The organism is Clostridium sp. UBA7503, from assembly GCF_002477055.1.
Taxonomy (GTDB): Bacteria; Bacillota; Clostridia; order Clostridiales; family Clostridiaceae; genus Clostridium_J; species Clostridium_J sulfidigenes.
Genome location: NZ_DLNT01000022.1, coordinates 1 through 26,656, shown reverse-complemented (window position 1 = coordinate 26,656; position 26,656 = coordinate 1). Strand labels below are relative to the sequence as shown.

Annotated in this window: 28 protein-coding genes; 26 read left to right on the top strand and 2 right to left on the bottom strand. The window is 30.9% G+C overall.

Features of this window, described 5'->3' with window-relative positions; all coding sequences use genetic code 11:
* The first annotated feature begins 53 nt into the window (after positions 1 to 53).
* From buk (B3630_RS07005) to glmM, 13 genes are all read left to right on the top strand, one after another.
* Complete coding sequence (gene buk, locus B3630_RS07005; protein WP_346896756.1) at positions 54 to 1,145, top strand: butyrate kinase; 1,092 nt, start codon at positions 54 to 56, stop codon at positions 1,143 to 1,145.
* An 18-nt stretch (positions 1,146 to 1,163) separates the two neighbouring features.
* Positions 1,164 to 2,066, top strand: a complete 903-nt coding sequence (ptb, locus tag B3630_RS07000) for a phosphate butyryltransferase (protein ID WP_346896754.1) — start codon at positions 1,164 to 1,166, stop codon at positions 2,064 to 2,066.
* Positions 2,067 to 2,080: 14 nt separating this feature from the next.
* Positions 2,081 to 3,151, top strand: a complete 1,071-nt coding sequence (gene buk / locus B3630_RS06995; protein ID WP_346896752.1) for a butyrate kinase — start codon at positions 2,081 to 2,083, stop codon at positions 3,149 to 3,151.
* A gap of 9 nt (positions 3,152 to 3,160) precedes the next feature.
* A complete protein-coding gene (locus tag B3630_RS06990; protein WP_346896750.1) occupies positions 3,161 to 3,838 on the top strand; it encodes an ATP-binding protein in 678 nt (225 codons plus the stop codon).
* A gap of 193 nt (positions 3,839 to 4,031) precedes the next feature.
* Positions 4,032 to 4,241, top strand: a complete 210-nt coding sequence (locus B3630_RS06985) for a 4Fe-4S binding protein (protein WP_035133400.1) — start codon at positions 4,032 to 4,034, stop codon at positions 4,239 to 4,241.
* Positions 4,242 to 4,257: 16 nt separating this feature from the next.
* Positions 4,258 to 5,328: a 3-methyl-2-oxobutanoate dehydrogenase subunit VorB gene (locus B3630_RS06980; protein ID WP_035133402.1), complete on the top strand. Its 1,071-nt coding sequence runs from the start codon at positions 4,258 to 4,260 to the stop codon at positions 5,326 to 5,328.
* Positions 5,328 to 6,080: a thiamine pyrophosphate-dependent enzyme gene (locus tag B3630_RS06975; RefSeq protein ID WP_346896748.1), complete on the top strand. Its 753-nt coding sequence runs from the start codon at positions 5,328 to 5,330 to the stop codon at positions 6,078 to 6,080. The genes B3630_RS06980 and B3630_RS06975 overlap by 1 nt, the downstream gene beginning before the upstream one ends.
* A gap of 1 nt (position 6,081) precedes the next feature.
* Positions 6,082 to 6,615 (top strand): 2-oxoacid:acceptor oxidoreductase family protein, encoded by a 534-nt coding sequence (locus B3630_RS06970; RefSeq protein WP_346896746.1) that lies wholly within the window; start codon positions 6,082 to 6,084, stop codon positions 6,613 to 6,615.
* Positions 6,616 to 6,847: 232 nt separating this feature from the next.
* The gene (locus B3630_RS06965) at positions 6,848 to 7,642 is read left to right on the top strand and encodes a polymer-forming cytoskeletal protein (protein WP_346896744.1); all 795 of its coding nucleotides are present in this window, start codon (positions 6,848 to 6,850) and stop codon (positions 7,640 to 7,642) included.
* Positions 7,643 to 7,721: 79 nt separating this feature from the next.
* Positions 7,722 to 8,345 carry a DUF4004 family protein gene (locus tag B3630_RS06960; protein WP_346896742.1) on the top strand — a complete coding sequence of 208 codons (624 nt, stop codon included), beginning with the start codon at positions 7,722 to 7,724 and terminating at the stop codon, positions 8,343 to 8,345.
* A gap of 34 nt (positions 8,346 to 8,379) precedes the next feature.
* Positions 8,380 to 9,276: a polymer-forming cytoskeletal protein gene (locus B3630_RS06955; RefSeq protein WP_346896740.1), complete on the top strand. Its 897-nt coding sequence runs from the start codon at positions 8,380 to 8,382 to the stop codon at positions 9,274 to 9,276.
* Positions 9,277 to 9,316: 40 nt separating this feature from the next.
* A complete protein-coding gene (locus B3630_RS06950) occupies positions 9,317 to 10,612 on the top strand; it encodes an MFS transporter (RefSeq protein ID WP_346896738.1) in 1,296 nt (431 codons plus the stop codon).
* A gap of 216 nt (positions 10,613 to 10,828) precedes the next feature.
* Positions 10,829 to 12,178, top strand: coding sequence for a phosphoglucosamine mutase (gene glmM, locus B3630_RS06945; protein ID WP_346896736.1), 1,350 nt, complete (start codon positions 10,829 to 10,831; stop codon positions 12,176 to 12,178).
* 233 nt (positions 12,179 to 12,411) lie between these two features.
* Here the strand turns inward: glmM and B3630_RS06940 are convergent, their stop codons facing one another.
* Together B3630_RS06940 and B3630_RS06935 are read right to left on the bottom strand one after the other, a co-directional pair.
* Positions 12,412 to 12,714 (bottom strand): hypothetical protein, encoded by a 303-nt coding sequence (locus B3630_RS06940; RefSeq protein ID WP_346896734.1) that lies wholly within the window; start codon positions 12,712 to 12,714, stop codon positions 12,412 to 12,414.
* Positions 12,705 to 12,920, bottom strand: coding sequence for a helix-turn-helix transcriptional regulator (locus B3630_RS06935; protein ID WP_346896732.1), 216 nt, complete (start codon positions 12,918 to 12,920; stop codon positions 12,705 to 12,707). The genes B3630_RS06940 and B3630_RS06935 overlap by 10 nt, the downstream gene beginning before the upstream one ends.
* A gap of 1,018 nt (positions 12,921 to 13,938) precedes the next feature.
* Between B3630_RS06935 and glmS the strand changes: the two genes are divergently transcribed.
* From glmS to B3630_RS06870, 13 genes are all read left to right on the top strand, one after another.
* Positions 13,939 to 15,765 carry a glutamine--fructose-6-phosphate transaminase (isomerizing) gene (gene glmS / locus B3630_RS06930; RefSeq protein WP_346896730.1) on the top strand — a complete coding sequence of 609 codons (1,827 nt, stop codon included), beginning with the start codon at positions 13,939 to 13,941 and terminating at the stop codon, positions 15,763 to 15,765.
* 374 nt (positions 15,766 to 16,139) lie between these two features.
* Positions 16,140 to 16,634 carry a hypothetical protein gene (locus B3630_RS06925; RefSeq protein ID WP_346896728.1) on the top strand — a complete coding sequence of 165 codons (495 nt, stop codon included), beginning with the start codon at positions 16,140 to 16,142 and terminating at the stop codon, positions 16,632 to 16,634.
* Between the two features lie 41 nt (positions 16,635 to 16,675).
* Positions 16,676 to 16,882: a hypothetical protein gene (locus tag B3630_RS06920; RefSeq protein WP_346896726.1), complete on the top strand. Its 207-nt coding sequence runs from the start codon at positions 16,676 to 16,678 to the stop codon at positions 16,880 to 16,882.
* Between the two features lie 733 nt (positions 16,883 to 17,615).
* Positions 17,616 to 18,020 (top strand): GFA family protein, encoded by a 405-nt coding sequence (locus tag B3630_RS06915; protein WP_346896724.1) that lies wholly within the window; start codon positions 17,616 to 17,618, stop codon positions 18,018 to 18,020.
* 169 nt (positions 18,021 to 18,189) lie between these two features.
* Complete coding sequence (locus B3630_RS06910) at positions 18,190 to 18,447, top strand: hypothetical protein (protein ID WP_346896722.1); 258 nt, start codon at positions 18,190 to 18,192, stop codon at positions 18,445 to 18,447.
* Positions 18,448 to 19,456: 1,009 nt separating this feature from the next.
* Entirely contained in the window at positions 19,457 to 20,074 is a 618-nt protein-coding gene (locus tag B3630_RS06905) for a hypothetical protein (protein WP_346896720.1), read from the top strand.
* Positions 20,075 to 20,148: 74 nt separating this feature from the next.
* The gene (locus tag B3630_RS06900) at positions 20,149 to 21,126 is read left to right on the top strand and encodes a DUF2971 domain-containing protein (RefSeq protein ID WP_346896718.1); all 978 of its coding nucleotides are present in this window, start codon (positions 20,149 to 20,151) and stop codon (positions 21,124 to 21,126) included.
* 190 nt (positions 21,127 to 21,316) lie between these two features.
* Positions 21,317 to 22,066 (top strand): hypothetical protein, encoded by a 750-nt coding sequence (locus B3630_RS06895; RefSeq protein ID WP_346896716.1) that lies wholly within the window; start codon positions 21,317 to 21,319, stop codon positions 22,064 to 22,066.
* Between the two features lie 974 nt (positions 22,067 to 23,040).
* Positions 23,041 to 23,382 carry a cupin domain-containing protein gene (locus B3630_RS06890; RefSeq protein WP_346896714.1) on the top strand — a complete coding sequence of 114 codons (342 nt, stop codon included), beginning with the start codon at positions 23,041 to 23,043 and terminating at the stop codon, positions 23,380 to 23,382.
* 17 nt (positions 23,383 to 23,399) lie between these two features.
* On the top strand, positions 23,400 to 24,614 hold the full coding sequence (locus tag B3630_RS06885) for an NAD(P)/FAD-dependent oxidoreductase (RefSeq protein ID WP_346896712.1): 1,215 nt from the start codon (positions 23,400 to 23,402) through the stop codon (positions 24,612 to 24,614).
* A gap of 14 nt (positions 24,615 to 24,628) precedes the next feature.
* Positions 24,629 to 24,847, top strand: a complete 219-nt coding sequence (locus tag B3630_RS06880) for a DUF1450 domain-containing protein (protein ID WP_346896710.1) — start codon at positions 24,629 to 24,631, stop codon at positions 24,845 to 24,847.
* Between the two features lie 424 nt (positions 24,848 to 25,271).
* Positions 25,272 to 25,640, top strand: coding sequence for a hypothetical protein (locus B3630_RS06875; protein ID WP_346896708.1), 369 nt, complete (start codon positions 25,272 to 25,274; stop codon positions 25,638 to 25,640).
* Positions 25,641 to 26,167: 527 nt separating this feature from the next.
* Positions 26,168 to 26,656: HD domain-containing protein (locus B3630_RS06870; RefSeq protein ID WP_346896706.1), on the top strand; the 489-nt coding region annotated here is incomplete at its 3' end.

Below are 26,656 nucleotides of genomic sequence, written 5' to 3'. Positions count from 1 at the left end.
ATCTAATGCAAAAATATTAAAACTAATATAAATATTTATGTGGAGGTATAGTGATGAGGGAAGATAAGCAAGTATTAGTGATTAATCCAGGATCGACATCTACGAAAATAGCTGTATTTTTGGGGGAGGAATGTATAGCCTCAGCTAGTTTATCTCACAGTGCAGAAGAAGTGAAAAAGTATTCTCATATATGTCAACAAAAGGACATGAGAACGGAAGTCATATATAATTGGCTTAATGAAAACGATTATTCACTTGAAAAGTTCGATGCTGTAGTAGGTAGAGGTGGACTTTTAAGACCTATGCCAGGAGGAACTTATAAGATAACTTACAAGATGTTAGACGACCTTATTGTTGGGTTTCAAGGACAGCATGCTTCAAATTTAGGTGGAGTTATTGCCTTTGAAATTGCAGAGAAAGCAGGAATACCATCTTATATAGTAGATCCTGTTGCTGTTGATGAAGTTGACGAAGTAACAAGAATATCAGGCATGGAAGATATATCTAGGCGTTCTCTTGTGCATGCTTTAAACATTAAAGCGGTAGTAAGAAAAGTATGTGCTGATAAAAATTTAGATTTTGAGAAAAGTAATTTCGTAGTAGCACATATAGGTGGAGGAATAACTGTATCGCCAGTAAGAGGTGGCAGAATAATTGATTGCAACAATGCAAATGAAGATGGACCTTTCTCACCAGAAAGAACAGGAGGTCTTCCAGTAGGAGATTTAGTGAATCTTGCATTTAGCAATAAGTATACAATGCACGAATTAAAAAACAAAATTACAAGAGAAGGTGGATTAGTAGCTTATCTTGGAACTAATGACGGAAGAGAAGTTGATAGACGTATCGATGAAGGTGATAAAAAGGCAGAATTAATATTAAGAGCTATGGCATATCAACTTAGTAAAGAAATAGGTGGAATGGCTACTGCACTATGTGGTAACATTGATGCTATAATTTTAACTGGTGGAATAGCTTATAATAAAAGAGTTACTAACTGGATTACTGAAGATGTAAAATTTATTGCACCTGTAGAAATTGTACCAGGTGAAAATGAAATGTTAGCCCTTGCAGAAGGAGCATTAAGGGTATTAAATGGTGAAGAAACACCAAAGATATATGACGATGAAGTTAAATTTGATTAACATTTGGGGGGAATTATAATGATTAAAACATTTGATGAGGTAATTTCTAAGGTTAAATCTCAATCAATGAAGAAAGTAGCAGTAGCAGTAGCACAAGATGAACCAGTACTTGAAGCTATAAGAGATGCTAAAAAAAATAGAATTGCAGATGCAATCTTAGTTGGAGATAAGGAAGAAATAATAAAAATTGCAGAAACAATTGGAATGAACATAGATGAGTATGAAATTATAGATGAGAAAGATGTAAACAAGGCATCTATAGAAACTGTTAAACTTGTATCTTCAGGTAGAGCAGATATGATGATGAAGGGCTTAGTTGATACAGCTACTTTCTTAAGAGCAGTACTTAATAAAGAAGTAGGGCTTAGAACAGGAAAACAGATGTCACACATTGCAATATTCGAAGTTCCTGGCTATGATAGATTATTATTTGTAACAGATGCAGCTTTTAATATGTATCCAGAACTTAAAGAAAAGATAGATATTATAAAAAATGCAGTTCAAGTAGCTCATGCTCTTGAAAATAACATACCAAAAGTAGCACCAATTTGTGCAGTGGAGGTTGTAAACCCTAGTATGCCAGCTACACTGGATGCTGCAAACCTTTCCAAAATGAATGAGAGAGGTCAAATTAAAGGTTGTATAATTGATGGACCATTAGCTCTTGACAATGCACTTTCAAAAGAAGCTGCAGCACATAAAAAAATATCAGGTCCAGTAGCTGGAGAGGCTGATATATTATTAATGGCCAATATAGAAGCAGGAAATGCTGTTTATAAATGCTTAACATATACTACAGAATCTAAGAATGGTGGATTATTAATGGGAGCAGCAGCACCAGTTATAGTAACATCAAGAGCAGATTCACCAGAGACAAAAATGAATTCTATTGCCCTTGCATCATTAGTAGCAGGAAGATAATAAGGAGGAAGAAAATGGGACATAAACAATTGATAATCAATCCAGGTTCAACATCAACAAAGATAGGTGTATATGATGATGAAAATCCTATATTAGTTGAAACTTTAAGACATTCAGCAGAAGAAATAGGTAAATACAAAGAAATATATGATCAATTAGAATTTAGAAAAGAAGTAATATTACAAGTACTAAAAGAAAAAGGCTTTGATATAAAAGAATTATCAGGAGTAGTAGGTAGAGGTGGACTCTTAAAACCTATCGAAGGTGGAACTTATAGTGTGAATGATGCTATGATTAAGGATTTAAAACAAGGAGTTTTAGGACAACATGCCTCTAACTTAGGTGGAATAATAGCCCATGAAATAGCTACAAAAATAAATGTACCGTCTTTTATAGTAGATCCAGTTGTAGTTGATGAGTTAGAAGATGTGGCTAGAATATCTGGTATGCCAGAAATTGATAGAAAGAGTATATTCCATGCCTTAAATCAAAAGGCTGTAGCAAAGAGATATGCTAAAGAAACAAATGTTTCTTATGAGGAGCTAAACCTTATAGTAGCTCATATGGGTGGAGGAATATCAGTAGGAGCTCATAAACAAGGAAGAGTTGTAGATGTAAACAATGCACTAGATGGAGAAGGGCCATTCTCACCTGAAAGAAGTGGAGGACTTCCAGTAGGAGATTTAGTTAAACTATGCTTTAGTGGAAAATACACCATAGATGAAATAAAGAAAAAGATAAACGGTAAGGGTGGAATAGTAGGTTATCTACAAACTAATGATGCTAAACTTGTAGGAGACAGAGTAGCAGAAGGAGACAAGGAAGCTAAATTAATATTTGATGCTATGGCATATCAAGTAGCTAAAGAAATAGGAAGATGTGCTGCAGTATTACAAGGAAAAGTTGATGCAATAATACTAACTGGTGGAATTGCATATGGAAAATATATAGTAGATTACATTAAAGAAAGAGTAGAATTTATATCACAAGTAGTTGTTTATCCAGGTGAAGATGAATTACTTGCCTTAGCAGAAGGTGGACTAAGAGTATTAACAGGTCAAGAAGCTGCTAAGGAATATAAATAGGGTGAAGCTATGAGTAGAATAAGGGTTTTTACAGGTCACTTTGGAAGTGGAAAGACAGAAATAGCAATAAATTATGCAATTAAGCTAGCTAAAGAAGGGAAAAAAGTAGCCCTTGTAGATTTAGATATAGTAAATCCATATTTTTGTATTAGAGATCTTACACAGGAACTTAAGGAAAAATATAATATAAAGGTTATCTCTTCAAATCCTGAGTATGTTAATGCTGAACTTATGGTAGTACCAGCAGAAGTTAGGAGTGTATTTAACGATAAAAGTTATGAGGTAATTTTTGATATTGGAGGAGATGATTCAGGAGCAACAGCTCTTGGTCAATATAACAAACATTTTAAAGAAGAACCTTATGATATGTACTTTGTGATAAATGGTAATAGACCATTTACATCTAATGACAAAGATACTATAGAGTTTCTTAGAGATATAGAAAGAGCTTCAAGATTAAAAGTTACTCATCTAATATCTAATACAAACTTATCATATGAAACTACAAAGGAACATATAATTAAAGGGGATATGGAAATAGCAGAGATTTCTAAAGAATTAGATATTCCTCATGCCTATACTGTGTGTTCTGAAGAACTTGTAGATGAAGTGGAAGGTAAGACTTCAGGAAAGATATTCCCGATTCACATATATATGTTGCCACCATGGAGAAAAGATTCAATTTAGCACTAATTATCAAGTGCTAAGTTGACATCTTGTACTAAAAAGTGATAAATTATATATATGTAAACGTATTTATTTCATTGTCCTTAGGTATATGGGACAATGAAATGTAAACGTATTACAACTTAAATATAGGTCATAAACAATATATAGTAAATAAAACATTCTAAACTTTCTATATAAGGAGGTAAGTATTATGGCAAAGGTAACTTTTAGGGAAGAAAGATGTAAGGGATGTGGACAATGTATAATTGCATGTCCAAAACAAATCATAACTTATTCTGAGGAACTAAATGTAAAAGGATATCATCCAGCTACAGTTACAGAAGAAAATATGCCTAAGTGCATTGGTTGTGCATCATGTGGAAAAATGTGTCCAGATCTTGTAATTACAGTGGAGAAATAATAGGGGGGAAAGATTCATGTCAGAAAAAGTTTTAATGAAGGGTAATGAAGCCATAGGTGAAGCAGCTATCCAAGCTGGTTGTCAATGTTTCTTCGGATACCCTATAACACCACAAACAGAAATATCAGCATATCTTTCAAGAAAAATGCCTAAAATAGGTAGAGTTTTTCTACAAGCTGAAAGTGAAATTGCTGCAATAAATATGGTATATGGAGCAGCAGGAACTGGAGTAAGATGTATGACATCTTCAAGTTCACCTGGAATAAGCTTAAAAGCAGAAGGAATATCTTATATAGCAGGTGCAGAACTTCCTTGTGTTATCATTAATATAGTTAGAGGTGGTCCAGGCCTTGGTGGAATTCAACCAGCTCAATCAGACTACTTCCAAGCTACTAAAGGTGGTTCCCATGGAGATTTCAATATGCCAGTATATGCACCATGTTCAATTCAAGAAATGGTAGATTTAGTACAAGATGCTTTCGATGTAGCTGATATGTATAGAACTCCTGTTATGGTTATGGGAGATGGAATGCTTGGACAAATGATGGAGCCAGTAGAGTTTAAAGAAAGAAGTGAAAAAAATCTTCCAGAAAAAACTTGGGCTGCTAATGGACTAAACGGAAGAGCTAACCATAATGTAATAAACTCCTTATACTTAAAACCTGAAGGTCTTGAAGCTCATAACTTGAAATTACAAGCAAAATATAAAGCTATAAAAGAAAATGAAACTAAATATGAATTATACAATTGTGAAAATGAAGTAGATTTAATAATGGTTGCATACGGAACAACTTCAAGAATATGCAAGACTGTTATAAAATTAGCTGAAAAAGAAGGAATAAAATTAGGTTTAATAAGACCAATAACATTATGGCCTTTCCCAGTAGAAGCTTTTGAAAAAACTGTGGACAAAACTAAACATGGTTATGCATCAATAGAGCTTAGCTGTGGTCAAATGGTAGAAGATGTTAGACTTTCTGTTGAAGGAAGAAAACCAGTATTCTTCTTTGGAAGATCAGGTGGAATGGTTCCAAGCCCTAATGAAGTCCTTGAAAATGTTAAAAAATTCATAGGAGGTGCTAAATAATGGCAATAGTATTTCAACCAACAAAAGCATTATTAGACGTGCCTACCCATTACTGCCCAGGATGTACTCATGGAATAATCCACAGACTAGTAGGGGAAGTACTTGAAGAATTAAATGTTATAGATAAAACAATAGGTGTAGCTCCAGTTGGATGTTCAGTTTTGGCATATGACTACTTTGCATGTGATATGTTTGAAGCTGCACACGGAAGAGCACCAGCAGTAGCTACAGGAATAAAAAGATCTAATCCTGATAAAGTTGTATTCACGTATCAAGGAGATGGAGACTTAGCAGCCATAGGAACAGCAGAAATTGTACATGCAGCTACAAGAGGAGAGAACATAGTTACAATCTTCGTAAATAACTGTATTTATGGTATGACAGGAGGACAAATGGCTCCAACAACATTACCAGGACAAGTTACAGAAACTTCTCCATATGGAAGAGATATTAAACTTCAAGGCCATCCAATCAGAGTTTCTGAAATGATATCTACATTAGATGGAGCTTGCTATGTAGAAAGAGTATCGGTAGATAATGTACCACATGTAAATAAAACTAAAGCTGCTATTAAGAAAGCTTTCCAAAATGCCATTGCTGGAAAAGGTTTCTCAATGGTTGAGGTCCTATCAATATGCCCAACTAACTGGGGGTTATCAACTGAAGAGTCACTTGGATGGTTAAGAGATAACATGATGCCATTCTACACTCTAGGTGTTAAAAAAGATACAACAACTGAGGAGGGGAAATAATATGGCATCACAAGAAATAATATTTGCTGGATTTGGTGGACAAGGAATATTATCAATGGGTAAATTCTTAGCTTATGCTGGAATGGATGTTAATATGAATGTTTCATGGTTACCTTCTTATGGACCAGAAATGCGTGGAGGTACTGCAAACTGTTCTGTTATTGTTTCAGACGAAGCTGTTGGTTCTCCAATAGTAACTAACCCTACATCACTAGTTGTTATGAATAGACCTTCTCTTGATAAGTTTGAAAAAGAAATTTTACCAGGTGGACTATTAATATTAGATAGCGACTTAGTTGAAAGACCAGTTGAAAGAGAAGATATTGAAGTTATAAAAATACCAGCTCAAACAGAAGCTGATAGCCTTGGAAGTAAACAAATTGCAAACATGGTGCTTCTAGGAGCATTAGTTGCAAAAACACAAATAGTTTCTATGGAAACTTTACTTCAATCTCTAAAAGATCACGGAAAAGAAAAATTCTTTGAAATCAATAGAAAAGCTTTAGAAATTGGAGCATCATACGTAGTAAAATAAGCTTATTATCTAAAAGTGGCTTTCGCAAAATATATTTTGCGAAAGCCACTTTTTATTTATGATAGAAATTGTATAAAAATTGAAAAAAACTATTTACAAGCGTAACAATGTTATGTTACTATAATATTATGATGAAAGATGGTTGAATATATGGCTATTTTACATATTAAAGATCTATGTATAATTAGTTAATGTAACATTATTACGTGAAAATGAAATGGAGGTATAAATTATGGTGAGTAATGAACAGTTTGGAGATTTAAAAATATCAGGTTCAGGGAGTGCGGCAGGAGGAAGATATAGGATTGCATCTATCAGTGGAAGTGGAAAAATTGTTGGAGATGTAAACTGTGAAAAATTTAGTATTAGTGGAAGTGGAAAAGTTGAAGGGGCTGTTATAAGTAATGGTTTTAGTATTAGTGGAAGTGGAAAGGTAACTGGAGACTTAAACTGCGTTACTGGTAGTATCAGCGGAAGTGGTTCTGTTCTTGGTTCTATTCACGCAAAGAAATTTAACATCAGTGGAAGTGGTAAAATAGGTGGTAACTTTAAAGGTGAAGAGCTCACTGTGGCAGGAGCAGGAAGAATTGAAGGAAGAATAAATGCAACTAATGTTAAGCTTTTAGGTTCAATTAGAGTAGGTCATGGTATTGAGGGAGAGATTATAAACATTAAAGGTGTACTAAAAACCCTAGGAATGGTAAATGGGGATGAAGTAAATATAGAGTTAAATGGTGGTTGTGAGGTTGAAGAAATTGGAGCAACTAAGGTAAGAGTTTTAAAGGAATACTCTACTATGAATGCTATAGGAAGATTTATTTGTAAATTATTTAGTAAGAATTTTGGATATTTAACTATTAGAACTATTGAAGCTGATGAAATTTATTTGGAAAACACCATAGCAGATGTGGTTCGTGGAGGAAAGATTACCATAGGAGAGGGGTGTAAGATTAAAAGAATAGAATACAGTGAGAGTCTTGAAAAACTAAATTCAGAATCTGTTATTGAAGAGGAAATGAAACTATAGGCTTTATAATATTTAAATTACTAAAGATAAAAAGTTTAAATAGAGCTAAAAACTAAACTAAAAAAGAGGAGGAAATAAAGTGGAAGAAGAGTTAATTTCTAAAAAAGAAATATTAGATATGACGGGAATATCTTACGGACAACTGTATAGATGGAAGAGAAAAGAACTTATTCCAGAGGCATGGTTTATAAAAAAATCAAGTTATACAGGTCAAGAAACATTTTTCCCTAGGGAAAAGATAATAAATAGAATAAATAAAATTATAGATCTGAAGGATGATATGCCTTTAGATGATTTAGCAGCTATGTTTACTAACAAACCTAAGGTAGATGATGTAAGCGAAGAATATCTTATAGAAAAGGAAATTATAAGAGAAGAAACACTTCCTATATATAAGGATATATTTAGAGAAAAGGAAGAATACAATTTTAAAGATGTCTTACTCATGGATATTCTTCAAAGAGAATTTGACTTAGGAAAGTTAACCATTAGTGAAATAGAAGTTATACTAAAGCTTATTAATAAGGAATATAAAAATATAGAAGAAAAGGATGGAACACTATATATCATAAGAAGATTAGGAATCGGGATTTGTGTAGTAGCATACAGAGAAAAAATAATTGTGGATGATGGTAGCAAGATCATAGGAGAAATAAACATTAAAAATACTATAGAAAATCTTAAAATGAGATTAATGCTATAGTTAATAATTAATAGTATAAAAATGGGGTGTAAAAATGAATTACGACAATTGTAATGATTTAAAAATAAATGATGACTGGATATCAGAAGGTGGAAATTATAGAGATATAAAAATAAGCGGAGATGGAACTATAAAAGGGGATGTTAATTGTAGAACTATCAATGTTAGTGGAGATGCAGAATTAAAAGGAAATGTATACTGTGAAGACTTGTTTAAGGTAAGTGGAGATGTGGACATAAAAAGTAGCCTGCAATGTGGAACTCTAAGGGTTAGTGGCGATGTAGATATACATGAAAACTTATCTGTAAAAGACGAATTAAAGGTAAGTGGAAATGTAAATGTTGATGGAAGAGTGGATTGTGGAACTCTTAAAATAAGTGGGGATATAGAGGTAAAAAGTAATCTATATTGCAGTGGTTTATTTCATTTAAGTGGAGATGCGGATATGGGAGGAAACTTGAAAGCAGATAAAATAGAAGCTTCAGGAGATATAGAATGTGGAGGTAAAATTACTGGGGGAGATATAGTCATATCTGGAGATATAACTGTAAAGGATGGCATAGAAGGAGAAAAGATAACTATAAGTGGGGATATAAACAGTAATGGACTAATAAATGGTGATGAGATATACATTACCATGTCAGGAAACCATCGTATTAAAGAAATAGGTGGAAGATTTGTAGCAGTAACAGAAAATATATCAAGGAATGGAATAATAGGTTCACTATTTTCTAATTCATTTAGAAATAAAGGAAGCCTTCAATGTGAATGTATAGAAGGAGATGACATACTACTTAAAAATTCTAAGGTAAATATAGTAAGAGGGAAAAATGTTACTATAGGAAAAGGTTCAATAATTAATAAAGTTGAATATTCAGGGGAACTTATTATAGAAGATAATGGAATAGTTAAAGAATCGGTAAGGATATAAGCAATTAACAGTAAATGTACTTTACAATAAGGGGGAAATCATGGAGGATAAATTAAAAAGTCATGGGGAAAATATAAAGTTATGGAATAAGAATTTTTTCTTGCTTTGGCAAGGGCAACTAGTGTCTATGCTTGGGGACATATTATATATTATGGCATTAAACTTTTGGATATTAGATATTACTGGATCTACTGGACTCATGGGGCTACTAAGTGCGCTTACAATGCTACCAAGAATAGTTTTAGGACCTTTTGCAGGAGTTTTTGTAGATAAGTGGAATAGAAGAAATATTATAGTTATAACAGATTTCATAAGAGGTGTAGTTGTTACTTTCGTAGGTATTGCAGGTATATTTGGATTTATACAGGTATGGATGGTGTTTGGAGTTGGGATAATTAGCGGATTATGTTCTGCTTTCTTTGGTCCTGCAGTAAGTTCTATAAAACCAGAATTAGTTCATGAGTCTAAATTTGTAAAAGCTAATTCAGTTACAAGTCTTGCAACATCTGGTATGGATATGATAGGGAGTGCTGTTGGTGGAATTATATATATTGCTATAGGTGCTCCATACATGTTTTTAGCTAATGGTATATCATATTTAATTTCAGCTTTTACAGAAATGTTTATAACTGAACCTAAAAGAGAGAAAAAAGATGAAAAAATTACTTTTGTAGATGATTTTAAAGAAGGATTTAGATTCCTTTGGAATTTTAAGGCATTAAGAAACTTATTCTTACTTGCATCATTACTAAATCTGTTTGCTAATGCTGCATTTATATTAATACTCCCATATTTTAAAACTATGCCCTTCCTAGGTGAAGAAAGGTACGGATTTTTTATGGCAGTGATTCCTATGGGAATGTTAATAGGTAGTGGACTTTTATCAATAATTAATATAAAAAAGAATCAGAAATTTAAAATTTATAAATTTGGTGCATTGATATGTCTTGGAACATTACCTTTTGTATTTATAGTGGAAAATTTTTATGTAATGATACCTATAGCATTTATATCGTTTTTATGTAATGTAGTCTTTAATACTATATTTAATTCTGCAATAATGCTTGTAGTACCATCAGATAAGAGAGGTAAGATTGGAGCATTAATGAGTACAATAAGTGGAGGTTTACAGCCAATAGGAGCTTTAGTTGGTGGAGTCTTAGGTGAATTTTTACCTATAAGAGTAGCAGTATTATCTCTTCTAGGAATGTCATTTATATTCACTATAGCCTTGGTTTTTGTTAAAGGAAGTAAAGAATTAATGGAGTATGAAAGCAGCGATGGTACTGTAGAAGAGCTTATAGAGAAAACAAATGGTATTGTATTAGAAAGTTAATATGAGATAAGAATAATATACAATAAAAGCAACACAGATTTTGTGTTGCTTTTATTCGTATAGAATGTATAATGGTAAACTGTTATTGTTATGATACATAATTTGTATTATAATTAACCTGTATGTTGTAATGAGAATTTCACATAGTAATATAACTTAATAGAAAAATAAGATTATTGAAGATAAAAAATCATACTAAGAGGAGAAGATTTATATATGAGTAGAATGTTTGGAACTGATGGAGTAAGAGGAATTGCTAATAAGGAATTAACTGTAGACCTTGCATATAAACTTGGAAAAGCGGGAGCATTAGTTTTAACTCAGTGCACTAGCAAACCTAGAATAATCGTAGGAATGGATACAAGAATATCTGGAGATATGCTTGAATCAGCTTTAGTTGCAGGGATATTATCAGTAGGAGCAGAAGCTCTTTGCTTAGGAGTAGTTCCAACTCCAGCCGTTGCATATTTAACAAAAAAGTATAAGGCGGAAGCAGGGGTTGTAATATCTGCATCACATAATCCTGTTGAATATAATGGTATTAAGTTTTTTAATAAAGATGGATTTAAATTAAGTGATGAATTAGAAGATAAAATTCAAAAGTTAATAGAAAGTAATTTTGAAGGAATCAATATTCCTACAGGAGGAATGTTAGGTAGAAAATACATAGGAGAAGATGCTATAAATGACTATGTAGAATTTGCTAAATCTACTATTGATGGTGATTTAAGTGGTATGAAAATTGCTGTTGACTGTGCCAATGGTGCAGCTTATAAAACATCAGTAAAAGCATTAAAAGAACTAGGAGCAGAAGTATTTATCATTAATAGTGATCCAGATGGAATCAATATAAATAAGGATTGTGGATCAACTCATCCTGAGGACCTAATGAAATTTGTTGTTGAAAATAGATGTAACTTAGGATTAGCTTTTGATGGAGATGCAGATAGATGCCTGGCAGTAGATGAAAAAGGAAATCTTGTAAATGGAGATTTCATGATGGTAATAGCAGCTAAACACCTTAAGTCTATAGGCAAATTAAATCATGATACAGTTGTTGTAACTGTTATGAGTAACCTTGGACTTCACATAGCTTTAAAAGAAGCTGGAATTAAAACTGTTAGTACTAAAGTTGGGGATAGATATGTATTAGAAGAGATGGCTAAAGAGGGCTATTCTATTGGAGGAGAGCAATCAGGTCACGTTATATTCTTAGATTTCAATACCACAGGAGATGGTTTAGTTTCAGGTCTTCAACTTGCAGAGACAGTAAAGAGTACTGGAAAGCCTTTAAGTGAACTTGCAGCAACAATGAAGGAATTACCACAAGTATTAGTAAATGCTAAGGTGCCAAACAACATGAAGGACATCCATGAAAAAGATGAAGAAATCATGGCAGATATAAAAGCAATGGAAGATAAAATGGCAGGTTGCGGTAGAGTATTAATAAGACCTTCAGGTACAGAACCGCTAGTAAGAGTAATGCTAGAAGGTGAAAATCAAGAAGAGATAGACAAAATGGCTCATGACCTAGCTAAAAAAATAGAAGAAAAAGCAAATAGATAAAATAAGACCCGTGAAATTTCACGGGTCTTTTGCTTATAAAATTAAACTAAAGCTTTTTACTATAGTATACTTGTAGAATTACAAATATAACCATAAATATAATAAGGACAGTCCATAGAGTCCAGAATACAGCAAGGTTAAAAATTCCAGATATCATCAAACCGATATATGCAAGAATGTTTATTATAATAGCAGCAGAGTACAAAGATTTTTGTGTGATCAATTGATTTCTTTCATCCTGTTCTTCTAATCTTTTTTCTTTTAATTTCTTTTAATTTCTTTTCATCTTTTAAAAGTTTTTTTATCTTAATGATAAATATTAAACCTATTGTAATTAGTGAAGCACCGATTCCTGTATAAAATCCACTTAAAAAATCAGGTAAATAATTATATTTTCCAACAGAAAATATAAAGCTAATAGCTAGAGTGGCTACTCCTAGAATAATCACAATGTAAAGTAAAGAAATTCTTTTCTTTAGTACTTTTTTGTAGTCCTTATCCGTTGTTGCATTAGATAGAATGGCTTTTAATAACATAAATTTTCCTCCTCTAAATCAAAAATAAAAATATCTTCAATATTCATTTCAAAATATTGAGCAATTTTATGGGACAACACCAATGAAGCTTTATACTTTCCGTTTTCTAAAGAGATAATTGTTTGTCTAGTAACATCTACGGCATCAGCAAGTTCACTTTGCGTAACACGTTTTTCTTTTCGAAGTTCTTGGATTTTATTTTTCAACTTATCACATCCTGTTCTATTAATATTATTTGTAATAAATATTACAATTTAAATGTATAGTATGCTTTACAATTTAAGTATAGTTCACTTTACATTTCATGTCAAGCTTACTATACATTTTTATATTATTTATTTTATATTTTAAATGTGAAAAACCTCGAAGATCGCATGAGTAGAACAACTAGTTAACTAGTTATATAGTTATATAGTTTTATAGGAAAATAGATTTATAGTTTCATAGTTAAATATTTACATATAAAAAATTTTATCTATGTTTATATATAAATATTTGTATAATTCACATTAGAATTAAATAAATATTAATAATTATGGAATTAATTTAAAATAAAATAATATTTAATTGAATAATATTATAATTAGAATATGTATATATATAGATAAATTTCATTTAATAGACACTATCAATAAATACCATTGACCAAAATGTATTAAATGAATATAATATAATGAGGTTAATTGGTTTTAGATTTTGGATAAATAAATATTAAAATTTGGTTTTAAAAATTAATTTTAATATTAAGTTCACAAACTTTATTATTCTTTATATCGTATATGTGGAGTATGAGTAGAGGAGAGTATATAAAATGTGGACATCCTAACTCTTTTAAAATACACTTTGAAAACCAAGTGTTGGAAAGGAGGAAATAGTCTAACCACGTAACTAAGCGCCAGGACTTAAGTGAAAAGGAAGCTCCTTTTCATTGCATTCAAATGAGTAAGTTCCACTAGCCAAATCATAGATTTGGAGTGTCACTTAAGTTGACGAGGATGGGGAGTATCGAATCTTCGGCGGGTGCCCCACGGTATCGCACTACCGTTAACGATTGATAAAGACAGGAAGTGATTCCTGTTACAAAGCAATCTGGTGTAAAACCTTAACTAAATGTGGATAAGTTGATAAGTATTTCTAAAGATCATACTAAATCAAAGGTTTTTCTTATTCATATAGAGTTAAATCTAGTTTGAAATAGAAGACATTTAGGAGGAAGATTTTTTTATGTGCGGAATAGTAGGTTATTTTGGAAAGAGAGAAGCAGCACCACTGCTTATTGAAGGATTAAGTAAACTGGAGTATAGAGGATATGACTCAGCTGGAGTATCTATACTAAATGAGAAGGGTATTGATCTTACAAAATGCAAAGGTAGACTTGCAAATTTAGAGGAAAAGTTAGAAGAAGATCCAATAAAAGGACATATAGGTATAGGACACACTAGATGGGCTACTCATGGTAAGCCATCAGATTTAAATTCACACCCTCATACTAATGGGGATGGAACTATATCTGTAGTTCACAATGGTATTATAGAAAACTATATGGAACTTAGAGAATGGCTTATGGAAAAAGGCTATGAGTTTAAGTCAGAAACAGATACTGAGGTTATTCCAAACCTTGTAGATTTCTACTATAAAGGGGACTTGCTAAAGGCAGTAATGGAAGTTACTAAAAAGCTAGAAGGAAGCTATGCTATAGGAGTTATAGCCGCTAATGAGCCTGATAAACTAGTAGCTGTAAGAAATGAAAGCCCATTAATAGTTGGTCTTGGAGAAGATGAAAACTTCATTGCTTCAGACATACCAGCTGTATTAAATCAAACAAGAAAAGTTTATCTTTTAGAAGATAAAGAATTTGTTGTTATGACTAAAGATGGAATAAAAATATATGACCAAAATGAAAAAGAAGTTAAGAAAGAAGTATTTAATGTAACTTGGGATGCTGATGCTGCTGAAAAAGGTGGATATGATCACTTCATGATGAAGGAAATCCATGAGCAACCAAAAGCTATAAGAGATACTATGGCTTCAAGAATTATTCCTGGTCAACCAATAAGAATCGATGATATAACTATAACAAAGGAACAAATAGAAAAATTAAACAAGGTATATATAGTAGCATGTGGAACTGCATATCATGCTGGATTAGTTGGAAAAAATATTATTGAAAAACTTGCTAGAATACAAGTTGAAGTAGATATAGCATCTGAGTTTAAATATAGAGACCCAATAATAGACGAAAACACTCTTATGATAGTTGTTAGCCAATCTGGAGAAACAGCAGACACTATGTCAGCTTTAAGACTTGCTAAGAAAATGGGCGCTAGAGTAATAGCTGTTACTAATGTAGTTGGAAGCTCAGCTTCAAGAGAAGCCGATGATATACTATACACTTGGGCAGGTCCAGAAATAGCAGTTGCATCAACAAAAGCTTATGTAACTCAATTAATAGCTATGTACACAATTGCTCTATTCTTTGCAGAGCAAAAAGGTACAGTACCTCAAGATAAGATAGAAGCTATTAAAACAGAAATGTTAGCTCTTCCAGAAAAAGCAGAAGCAGCACTTAAGTGTGATGATGCAGTTAAGGCTCTAGCAGCTAAAACTTGCTGTGAAAATAACATGTTTTTCTTAGGAAGAGGCCTTGACCATGCTGTAGCAATGGAAGGATCTTTAAAATTAAAAGAGATATCTTATATTCACTCAGAAGCATATGCTTCAGGAGAATTAAAACATGGTCCAATAGCTTTAATTGAAGAAGGAACAGTAGTAGTGACTATGGCAACTCAAGAAAACTTATTTGATAAGACTGTAAGTAATATGAAAGAAGTTATTGCAAGAGGAGCTAGAGTGTTTGCAGTGGCTCAAGAAGGTCACACAGATATAGAAAAATCTGTAGAATCAGCAATCTACATTCCAAAAGTAATGGACTTATTAGCTCCAGTTATAGCTATAATTCCGATGCAACTATTCTCTTATTACATGTCTATGGAGAAAGGTTGCGATGTAGACAAGCCGAGCAATCTTGCAAAATCAGTTACTGTTGAATAGTAGAAGGGTGATGTAAAAATATTTTGTTGGTTTGAAACAAAGTTTGATCAAATGAAATAAAGTTTGATCAAAATTTAATATAGTGTTAATACTAAACTTAGATGTTTAGCATTAACAAATTATAATAAAGCATATAAGGCTAGACATTTTTAACACGAATGTCTGGCCTTTTGTTATTTTTGAAGTGAACTGCTCCTTGTCAAGTAGACTGGAGGCAGTTCGAGGTTTCTAGATACTTAATTTTTTTACGCTTATAATACCCAAAACTTTTTACAAACCTATATAATAATGCAATAAAGATTAAAAAACGTATTTACCCAAAATAGAATAAGTTGTTATAATAGAAACTAGAACAGTAGTTAAAGGAGATTATAATGGGTGTTAGTGAAATTTACTTAGACTCAATTGACAAAATTTATACAGACATATACAATAAAATAAATAGAGAATATATAGATGTATTCTTATGTGGAGGAGTAAGCACTAATGAAAGCTACCTAAGAGATTGGGTTAGAATAGAATTTGAGAAAAATAAAATAAGAGCATTATATCCGGAAGATTTATTTATGGATATATTAAATAGGGATAAGAAAATGGATTTGTTAAGTTTAGAAGATTTTCTAGCAGAAAATAGTGACATAATATGTGTGATGCCAGAAAGTCCAGGATCGTTAGTTGAATTGGGTGCCTTCCGTTCAAAGAATTACCTGAATATATTGAGTACCAAATTAAGTCGAAATACATACCAGAAGTTGTTTGTGGAAGACTTGATATTCGGAAATAAAAAAAGACAAATCATAATTAAAGGGGATGAGCTACAGGTATTACTTATAAATGATGAGGCAAACTTGAATTTCATTGCTTCCTAGAGCATTACTAGATATCAATCAAAGGATTGGAGGTAATGCAATTGAATAATAAACAAAAAGAGAAGGTCATTGAATTAAGGAAACTAGGCATAGGATACCGAAGTATTTCAACTGCCATGAATTTGTCCAGAGATAAGATTAGAAACTTTTGTAAGGCTCAAGGATTAGATGGCTACGGGAAGAACAATAAGAATGAAGAAAAATCGATAAGAGAGCTATGCAAAAACTGTGGTAAAAGTATGAACTAAAAGCCAATAAAAGGCCGGCCAAAGGCATACTGCTCTAAAGAATACAAGAAAGAATGGGAAGTGAAGCACCCAATATTGTATCGACATGAATATTATTGCTGTGGAAAGAAGTTTGAGAGCAAAGCAAAGAGTGCAGACTTCTGTTGCCACAAATGCTATATACACGATCGGTTTTAGCGGGATGAAGATATTGAAACAGTGAATAAACATCTAAGAAAAGGAACGCCGGTTCCTAATGCATCAGGATGGGTTAAGGACTTAATTTCTGGTCGGGAATGTAGGCAATCGGGGGAAAAAATAGAAGAATCTGTATGATTTTAGCTCACCCCTTTGAGACTTAATTAAATCAAAAAGGGGTGAAAAGTGATGATTTTACCCCTATAATAGTCCCATTTGTTAAATTGTATAAAAGTACTGTGATACTGTATTACATTTTATTAAACAATTTAGCATAAGAAAATGCTACTAAACTTCTGAAATATCAGTGACTTATGGCGGAGTTTTATAGAAATGTATTTGATTTATTTTTTGGAAATAGAACTTGCACTTTTGTTCACCCCATAGACTGTGCGTTTTGCGAAAATGGTTGGATGATATAACAAAAGACAAGTTACAGATGAATAGATCGCGTAGGAAGTTGAAAACTATATTAATATGTTAAGAATCAGCTAATATTAAGTAACAGAGAAAATGCCTAATTAAGGAATGAACTATTTAGAAGGGAGATTTGATTATGATATATACAGGATCATGTCTTTGTGGTGAAGTTACGTTTGAGATAGAAGGAGATTTCGAAAATTTCTATCTTTGTCATTGTGAGCGATGCCGTAAGGATACAGGTTCAGCACATGCCGCCAATCTTTTTTCATCTACAGCCAAGTTAAGATGGCTGTCTGGTAAAGAAAAATCTAAAACCTTTAATTTTCGTTCAGAAGGACACATAAAAAGTTTTTGTACTAATTGTGGATCGGCTTTGCCCAATATTCAAATGGATGGGGAATTACTGGTTGTACCTGCAGGAAGTATTGACAGCAATATAAACATAAAACCGCAAGGACATATCTATTATGCAAACAAAGCAAACTGGGATACTGAGCTTGAGAAAGTACCGAAGTTTGAAGAACTCCCAAATGAATGAAGATAAGAATAGTTATTCATCATAATCGGTTTGGATTTTGACAACGCTTTAAATTATATAATGGAAATGCATAATTATTCCAACATGAAAATGTAGGATTTTATGCATTTCTATTTTTTTTATGTCTTTCGTATAATGTAATTAATTTTACTAAGAGAGAAGGTGCAGAATGCGAAAAGACATTAAGAATAAAATTTATTCTTATACTAGGGAAGAGCGATATTTAATTAATAAGAGCGAGTTAGCAAGAAGATTAAATTGTGATCCGCGAACAGTGAATAGGTATCTTAAAATTCAATGGAGAGAGATAACGTCTAAGAAATCTAACCGTATCTACAAGTCTGTTTTAGACGACTATAAGACAACAATAAAAGACAAAGTTGATACATATGGAGCTACCGCTATGGCAGCATACGAGTTTATTTAAAAGAAAGGTTATTTCGGTAAATATTCAACTGTTGCAGCATTCATTAAGAACCATAAAAATGAAGAAATAACTAAGGCTACAATTAGATTTGAAGCCGCTCCGGGTTTTCAGGCTCAAGTGGATTAGAAAGAAGAACTTACAATGATTAGTAAGCATGGTGAGGTATTTAAAGTAAATATATTTTTGACGGTGTTAGGTTACTCTAGAATGAAATTCCTTCATTTAACTACTGATAGGACTCAAGCTACGCTAACAACAAGTATTTTCTTAAGTTTTCAGAAGTGATTCACCTAAGATAGGGATATATATTCTAGATTAAGTAAATGTATTACAATTACACAACACATCAAGACAAGCTATATAGTTAAAAAAACACATATAACTAAAAGTTAGTAATAATAGCAATGGATTAAAGCCCTCGATGTATTTATCTACATTCGAGGGCTTTGGTGTGTGGAAACATAAAAATAGAACAAAGAGTTCAGGGTAATACTTACATATAGGCAACACGTGGAGACAGTAGTTAAGCTTTAAAAGAAACACAGCTAGAAGTATTGGTATAGCTGGGGTTAGAGAATGGTGAAAATGAGAGATGTTTCTTAATTCAGGGTTAGGAAACGGTAGGCATTTTTACTAGGGGATAAAGTTCTTTGCTTTCACCATATATAAACTATAATATTGATATAATGATGAAGCTCTTTAAAATAGAAAGGTTTAATTATTTTTTTGACTATAAATAATGATGATTAGGTTAAGTTTTATGCTTGATTTTTACTTAAAAAGCTAGGTATAAGAGAGTGGGTGTGCATAATTTAGCGGGAATAATAAATGGACATATATTCAATAAATGATATAATAAATGTATGTTTTGTTTAAATAATGTAAATATACTTAGATAATGAGATTGAAATTTTCAGTATATAATAAAAATGTACTAAAATGATTAAATAGATTTTTGATGCTTATTTTAAAGGAAAATCATTTGATTAAAATAAAGGAGGATATGGATATGGATAAGTTTGTGCCATTGCCTGGAGATTTAAAAAATTCATTATTAGAGATAGTCTCTAAATATAATTCAAATGAAACATTTCAACCAATTCCGGAAGAAGAAAGCATAATTGAACAATTACAATCTGCAGGGTATTTATTAAGTTTTAAACTAGATGTAACGGGCACATATACTGCAAAGTACCGTTATGAAGAATTGAATTATGAGTTTTTAGAACAAGGGTATAATAAACAAAAGTTAAAGAATACTCAAAAATTTATTAATAATGGGGGACAAATGGCTATAGGGTTTGATAACTCAATTGTGAATATTACTCAAAACAATGGGGTTTCACCACAAGAGTTATTATCTTACATAAATAATATCAAGAAGGTAATACAGGAAGAAATAATTGATTCAGAAGACCGAGAAACAGCAATCCATAGTATTAACACTATTCATAAAGAACTAGAGTCTGGCAATCCTAATGAAAAAAATGTTAAAAGCCATTTCAAGTTACTTAGCAAAATAGATAGTGGGGTAAAATTTGCAAATACATGTTGTACGCTACTTACTACTGTTGATAAGCTATACCCCTTTTTACATAAATTACTACATTATTTTAAGAGTTATTAGAGAGGCTATTGCTTATATTAAAATGCTATGTATGGCAGTCTGAGGTAAGAAAATTTTGAGTAGGGGATGATAATATGGAGAATTTTGAATTTTTTTTAAATGGCTTAAGATTAAATAACCCATATATGTATGCGGAGAATATGTCTGATAAGAAGGTTGGGAAGATTTATCATTATACTTCACCAAATGGATTTGAGTCTATTTTATTTAAAGATGAAGAAAAAGTAACTTTATGGGCAAGTAGATATGACTGTTTAAATGATATGAGTGAGGGGACAATTGCAATAAAAATTTATAAGGAAACGTGTGAAGATTTATTAAAGTCTAAAGAAATAACAAAAGAGCAATATGATGAAATTGCAAATTTAGAGGCAAATAAAAAAGAATTTACTAGTTACAAAAGTTATAATATTAAAACATACTTGACAGAACGTGTGGAACATCAAAAATATATTTGCTCTTTTTCAATAAATCAAGATTCTTTAGCAATGTGGAATTACTATACTAAGGGAAATAAATATGAAGGATATAATATTGGATTTAATAGTTTAGAAATTAAGTGCGCTATGAATCGATTTTTTGGAACTGGAAGAAGTGGGAGATTATATCCTGTTATTTACCATAAGATAGAACAAAAACAATTAATAAAAAAATTTTTGCTGGATATTTTGAAGTATTATCCAACAGAAGACAAAAAAACTATAAAATATGAAATTTCTAAGCAGTTACTTGACTGGAGTTTAATTTTTAAAAGCGAATATTTTGAACATGAACATGAAGTTAGAGTTATAATTTCTATTCCAAAAGATTCTTTAGAAGATGTAAAAAAAACTAGTCCATTAGATATTAAATATCGTAACAATTACGGATATATCATTCCATATATTGAATTGTCATTTGAAAAAAATTGTGTCAGTGATGTATGCATTGGGCCTATACAATACAATGATGAACAAAAGGAAACTCAAAAAAAGATTTTACATGAAAGGTTAAATACTAATGGTTATGTTCTTGCAGAACTAATATATTCAAAGATTCCTATTAGATATTAATGGAAATATTTTAGGAAAAGCATATATAATGAAAGAAAATAAGTTTTATGTATACATAAGAACTCAGAAATTGTAGTGTATTATATCGAAGATGGCTTGATTAAAATAGAAAGTACCTTTTTATGACGGCACAGTTTGATTATCGATTTATCATATGAATGGATATTAACAATTAAGGTGGTGATATTAAGTGAAAGTGTTTTGCAAGTATGATGGACAATTTGATGATTTTTTAAAAAATGTTGTTAAATATGTAATTGATGTTTTGGGGAATGAATTGTGCATTGATGATTTAGAAGAAATAGAACTTATAGATAAAAAAGAGTTATCTATTGAAACCGACGGGCGTACTCTTGCCAATGGGAAAAAAATAATATTAACATCTCGTTTATATACTCAGTTACCAGAATATGATATCTCTAAACTTGAAAACAGTGTAGATTTCAAGTTAATAGTAACCACTTTATATCATGAATTGGGACATGTTTCAGATATGAAAACAATGCCCAATATCTATGCAGCAACACAAAATTCAAACAATGAAAAACAAATGTTATCATCATACTTTTGGGTAGAGTATTTAGCCGAAAAAAGAAGTACTTCAATAGGCTTAGTAGATTATAGTAACTATTGTAATAATTTTGTAAAAAGAAAATGGAATGCCTATAAATTAAACTTTGAAACATACAGTGAGGACAATTTTTTCTATCTATGTAAAACTTTATCATACTACATGGCACGTACTATAAAATCCAATACAAGGAAAACATATAATGCTAAGATGGTTAACTCACTTTTGAATGAATTTGTTATAGCTATAGGGCAAGAGCTTATATATTTAGAACATAAGTTACCTTTCGATAATGTAGAAACACTTGATAATCTTTGCGGTATTTTGCATAAGTATTATTTAAAATTCAAAACACAATATGCTATATAATATCTTTTATACATATTTAATTAATTATAATTGTCACATATACTTTTGAACCAAAGGTTCAAAATTTACAGCAGGAGGTAAATTATTATTAAAATTTGGGGATAAAGAATTTGTATAAATCACAAATTCCATATTGCTAAAATTTAATGCATTAATATGAAAATGAAGGCTAAAGAATATAGACAACTATACTAATGGGTAAATGTCGTAAAATGATATTGTAGAAGAGTTTAATCGGAATAAGATTTCAGGATGTAATGAGATGGACTTTATCCCATTTGAAGCATGTAATGCAGATATAGATTGAGTGTATACCTCTTATGAAGAATTATATGTAGGAGAAAGAATAGATCTCTTTTTGAAACATAATATAGGTAGTCAATTAAGTGAGGTTGGAATCGAGTATGAACAGTCTGCCGCAGCAATTACTAACTCTGTAGATATTAATGATATATTTTAATAATAATCAAACTTTTTTACAAAAATAATTCAACCTAAAATAATAAAGAACTAAATTTTGATCAAACTTTGTTTCAAAATTAGTTCTTTATTTTTACAGTAAAATGGGCTTTAGAAAAGCTGTTTTGATTAAACTTTATTATAAACCTACATATTTAATTTTAAGATAATTATTTGTTATTTGTAATTAAATTGAATTAAAGTTTAATAAAGCGAAAAGACTAGACATTTTAAAATAAAAATGTCTAGTCTTTTTTTATAATTTTTTATTGTTATACATATTGCTATCAGCAGTATCCAATGGGATTGCATTTTTGAAATTACATGTTCATTAGTAAATACGGATTTTAATACCTTTGCAGTTTTTCTAATAAGCATATCACCACTTAAATGTAAAAAGAGCTATTATTATATTTTTAAAATATATTTAATAATAATATGAAAAGTACATAATACTAATAGCATAAGAATTATATTATATATAATACTAACCAAAGGTGAAGGAGAATTAATTTATGAAGATAGAAAGAATATCTGACAAAATAATGTACAATGATGAATCTTTAACTAAGAAAATAATTTATAAAGAAGATAAGATATTGAATTTTGTTTTAAACTTTAGACCAGGGCAAGGAGTGCCACCACATAATCATGAGCAAAGTGATTTACTTATTCATGTACTTTGTGGAGATGGTGAAATGACTGTAGATGGAAATCTAAATAAAATAACACAAGGAGATGTAATTCATTGTAAAGGAGTAGAAGTGTTTAGTATAAAAAATACTGGCAATGATGATATGTCATTATTTGTAGTATTAGCTCCAAACCCATCAGCAGTATATTCAAAAGGAATATAAAAGGGTGGTGAAAGAATATGACAAATAGGATTATTATAATAGGAAATGGAATAGCAGGAATTACTGCGGTGAAAGCCATAAGAGAAGTAGATAAAGAGTCAGAAGTATTTATATTTGGAGAAGAGGAATTTTACCCATATAACAGAATAAAATTGTCTAAGAATCTATTTGATGAACTCTCTGAAGATAATACTCTTCTTCTAAAGAAATCATGGTATGAAGAAAATAAAGTTAATATTTACGTAAGCAAAAAAGTAATAAAGGTTAATATTGAAAATAAAGAAGTAGTTTTATGTGATGAAAGTATACTTAAGTATGACAAACTTTTATTAGCAAATGGAGCAAGAAATAATAAACCTCCAGTTGAAGGAATAGAAAAAGTCGGTGTCTTTAACTTAAGAACGTTACAGGATGCATGGGATATTAAAAGTAAAATACAAAAGGGTGAAAGTGTTATAAACATTGGTGGAGGAATACAAGGGTTAGAAACTGCTTGGAATTTGAATCAGCATGGAATCAACGTTTCTATTGTTGAGATTCAATCTAGACTAATGCCAAATCAATTAGATGAAAAGGCATCTAAAATACTTCAGGATTCAGTAGAAAAGTTTGGTATTAATATATACTTAAATACGAGAGTTAATAAAATAGCAGGAAATAATGAGATTGAAGGTGTTGTAACAAGTTCAGATGAATTTATGCCTTGTAACAAAGTTATATATTCTGCTGGAATAAAGCCTAACATAGAAATGTTTGAAGATACGCATATTAAGTGTGAAAAAGGAATTGTTATAAATGAGAAGATGGAAACTAATATAGCAGATATATATGCAGCAGGTGACGTTGCTGAACTTGATAAATTTGTTCCAGGACTGTGGAATATATCAATAGGCCAGGGTAAAGTTGCAGGATATAATATCATAGGAAAAGATAGTACTTATAAGCATATTGTTCCTGTTACTACTTTAAATGCTTTTAAACTATCCTTATTTTCTATGGGGTGTGTAGATGAAAATAATGCAACTAATGTTCTTGTAGAGGATAATGATGAAGGTCAATATATGAAGGTATATATAAGAGATAGGAAAATAGTGGGGGCTATTGTAATTGGGGATACGAAACGATCACCAATATTAAAATCGGCCATTGAAAAAGAAATATCCTTAGAAGCTATTGATTTATCTAAAATTTCAGTAACAGAATTATTGGATAACATAAAAAGTAAAAAATAAAGGAGAGAATAAATATGACAGAAATAAAATTTTGTGAAAATAATTTTGCATATGGAACTGAAGATACCATGAAGAAATTACAAGAGAATTATCCTGACGTAGATGTAACACTAGAATCATGCTTAGGATATTGTGGAGACTGTGCCACTAATCCATATGCACTTGTTAATGATGAAATGATTCTAGCAGATTCGGCAGATGGATTATATGAAAAAATTGAAGAGTTAATATAAAGTCCTTGGGTACAAAGCAATGGAAGCGTATTCTCCTTCTACAAAATACTACTAATTCTCTTTGCTATCCTAGGATTTTTAATTTCTACTCCACTATACAATTTAATCGGTATAGGTAACTCCTCCACAAGCATTGCAGTTATACTAATTATTTTATGTATCTTGAATCTAAAAAGGAGTTTTAATAGAGATGTAGATGAAGTTTTAGATATTAGCTAGGTATAAATATATAGGCTAATTTTAGTTATTAATATTGAAATAAAGTGACTAATTTCCTTTGGAGATAGTCACTTTATTTCTGGATTTTTATTTATGTACATTTATAGTTTATAATTTATATTTTTATTTTTTAACAATTTTATCAATTTAGAATATAATAAATTATAACCGATAAATAAAAATTTAATTTTTAGGAGGAATATAAGTGGGTTATGATTTTTTAATTGCTAAAACACATTTAGAAAGTTTAGAGCACGGTGAAACAATATTCGTTAAAGTAAATTCAAATGCATCATATGTATGCTGTGTGACAGTTTATTATTATATAAATGGAGAACAAGTTAAACAATCAACGAATGGTATATTGAGCCACGGAAAAGCAGTGCTTGTAATTCCTAAGAGTGCACGTAATATTGATATAGTAGTAGAAGATGAAAGATGGATTGGAATATGGAGTACTATATATAGTGACCATATTTTATCAATTGATAAGGATATCACAGTTACAGTTGATGGTTGGCTATATAAAGAAAAAGTTAAAGTAGAAGTAGATCAAAATACTGATGCAAATTAATTTGAAAATTTAAAAGGTTAGAATTTTTATAATAGGGGCAATGAGGTCATCAGTGTATGGTAGATCACATTACCCCAGATTATAAATTATAAATTTTAGGAATTAAAAAATGAACTGGGAACACTATAAAATAAAAATAACCCATTTACTATATAAGTATTTGAAATATAGTTATATTTTCTAAAAGTGTAAATTTTATTTTTATCATAGAGTTTAAATACAGTAAAAATAGAAATGTATCAAGTATTCTTAGATTAAAAGATTAATTTGCAGATAGTATATTTACCATATATATAAGTTGTGAAATTAACAAATGACTTACATGAATTTTTCACTTTATGTAATAATTTTATTTGAATATGCTATTAATATTATTAGGAAAATTTAAAACAAAAACCATGATTCTTAAAAATAAGTTTCATGGTTTTTTCATTTAAAGGAATTTAAATGGTGACTATAGAATAGTCTAGAGAAAGTTATGAAAAAATTTAAACTATTAATCTATTTAAGTAATAAGGAGAAGAATAATGGAAGAATTGAAATACAAAGTTCCAAGTCGGAGGATTGCAGAAGAAATATTAAAGGAAGCATCTATTCTAAATCCTGGTCCATGGGTGGAACACTCAAGATATGTAGCAGAGGCAGCGGCCTTAATTGCTCAATATGATAGGGATTTGGATGAAGATACAGCTTATGTACTGGGATTGCTTCACGATATTGGAAGAAGTAATGGTAGACATTATGTAAGACATGCTATTGATGGATATAACTATGCATTAGAAAAGGGATACGACTTTGTGGCTAGAATTTCAATCACTCATGGTTTTCTATGTAGTAATGTAGATGATATATGTGGAGAAATGGATTTAACTAAAACAGAACACAACTTTATTAAAAATTATTTAGGTAATATCGAATATAATTCATACGATAAATTAATTCAATTATGTGATGTATTGGCTCTTCCATCAGGATTTTGTTTAATAGAAATAAGAATGGTTGATGTGGTTATGAGA

What these genes read in the sequence shown, in the direction of transcription:
- buk (WP_346896756.1), top strand. Translation starts at nt 54, where the DNA reads ATGAGGGAAGATAAGCAAGTATTAGTGATTAATCCAGGATCGACATCT.
- ptb (WP_346896754.1), top strand. Translation starts at nt 1,164, where the DNA reads ATGATTAAAACATTTGATGAGGTAATTTCTAAGGTTAAATCTCAATCA.
- buk (WP_346896752.1), top strand. Translation starts at nt 2,081, where the DNA reads ATGGGACATAAACAATTGATAATCAATCCAGGTTCAACATCAACAAAG.
- B3630_RS06990 (WP_346896750.1), top strand. Translation starts at nt 3,161, where the DNA reads ATGAGTAGAATAAGGGTTTTTACAGGTCACTTTGGAAGTGGAAAGACA.
- B3630_RS06985 (WP_035133400.1), top strand. Translation starts at nt 4,032, where the DNA reads ATGGCAAAGGTAACTTTTAGGGAAGAAAGATGTAAGGGATGTGGACAA.
- B3630_RS06980 (WP_035133402.1), top strand. Translation starts at nt 4,258, where the DNA reads ATGTCAGAAAAAGTTTTAATGAAGGGTAATGAAGCCATAGGTGAAGCA.
- B3630_RS06975 (WP_346896748.1), top strand. Translation starts at nt 5,328, where the DNA reads ATGGCAATAGTATTTCAACCAACAAAAGCATTATTAGACGTGCCTACC.
- B3630_RS06970 (WP_346896746.1), top strand. Translation starts at nt 6,082, where the DNA reads ATGGCATCACAAGAAATAATATTTGCTGGATTTGGTGGACAAGGAATA.
- B3630_RS06965 (WP_346896744.1), top strand. Translation starts at nt 6,848, where the DNA reads ATGGTGAGTAATGAACAGTTTGGAGATTTAAAAATATCAGGTTCAGGG.
- B3630_RS06955 (WP_346896740.1), top strand. Translation starts at nt 8,380, where the DNA reads ATGAATTACGACAATTGTAATGATTTAAAAATAAATGATGACTGGATA.
- B3630_RS06950 (WP_346896738.1), top strand. Translation starts at nt 9,317, where the DNA reads ATGGAGGATAAATTAAAAAGTCATGGGGAAAATATAAAGTTATGGAAT.
- glmM (WP_346896736.1), top strand. Translation starts at nt 10,829, where the DNA reads ATGAGTAGAATGTTTGGAACTGATGGAGTAAGAGGAATTGCTAATAAG.
- B3630_RS06940 (WP_346896734.1), bottom strand. Translation starts at nt 12,714, where the DNA reads ATGTTATTAAAAGCCATTCTATCTAATGCAACAACGGATAAGGACTAC.
- glmS (WP_346896730.1), top strand. Translation starts at nt 13,939, where the DNA reads ATGTGCGGAATAGTAGGTTATTTTGGAAAGAGAGAAGCAGCACCACTG.
- B3630_RS06925 (WP_346896728.1), top strand. Translation starts at nt 16,140, where the DNA reads ATGGGTGTTAGTGAAATTTACTTAGACTCAATTGACAAAATTTATACA.
- B3630_RS06915 (WP_346896724.1), top strand. Translation starts at nt 17,616, where the DNA reads ATGATATATACAGGATCATGTCTTTGTGGTGAAGTTACGTTTGAGATA.
- B3630_RS06910 (WP_346896722.1), top strand. Translation starts at nt 18,190, where the DNA reads ATGCGAAAAGACATTAAGAATAAAATTTATTCTTATACTAGGGAAGAG.
- B3630_RS06905 (WP_346896720.1), top strand. Translation starts at nt 19,457, where the DNA reads ATGGATAAGTTTGTGCCATTGCCTGGAGATTTAAAAAATTCATTATTA.
- B3630_RS06900 (WP_346896718.1), top strand. Translation starts at nt 20,149, where the DNA reads ATGGAGAATTTTGAATTTTTTTTAAATGGCTTAAGATTAAATAACCCA.
- B3630_RS06890 (WP_346896714.1), top strand. Translation starts at nt 23,041, where the DNA reads ATGAAGATAGAAAGAATATCTGACAAAATAATGTACAATGATGAATCT.
- B3630_RS06885 (WP_346896712.1), top strand. Translation starts at nt 23,400, where the DNA reads ATGACAAATAGGATTATTATAATAGGAAATGGAATAGCAGGAATTACT.
- B3630_RS06880 (WP_346896710.1), top strand. Translation starts at nt 24,629, where the DNA reads ATGACAGAAATAAAATTTTGTGAAAATAATTTTGCATATGGAACTGAA.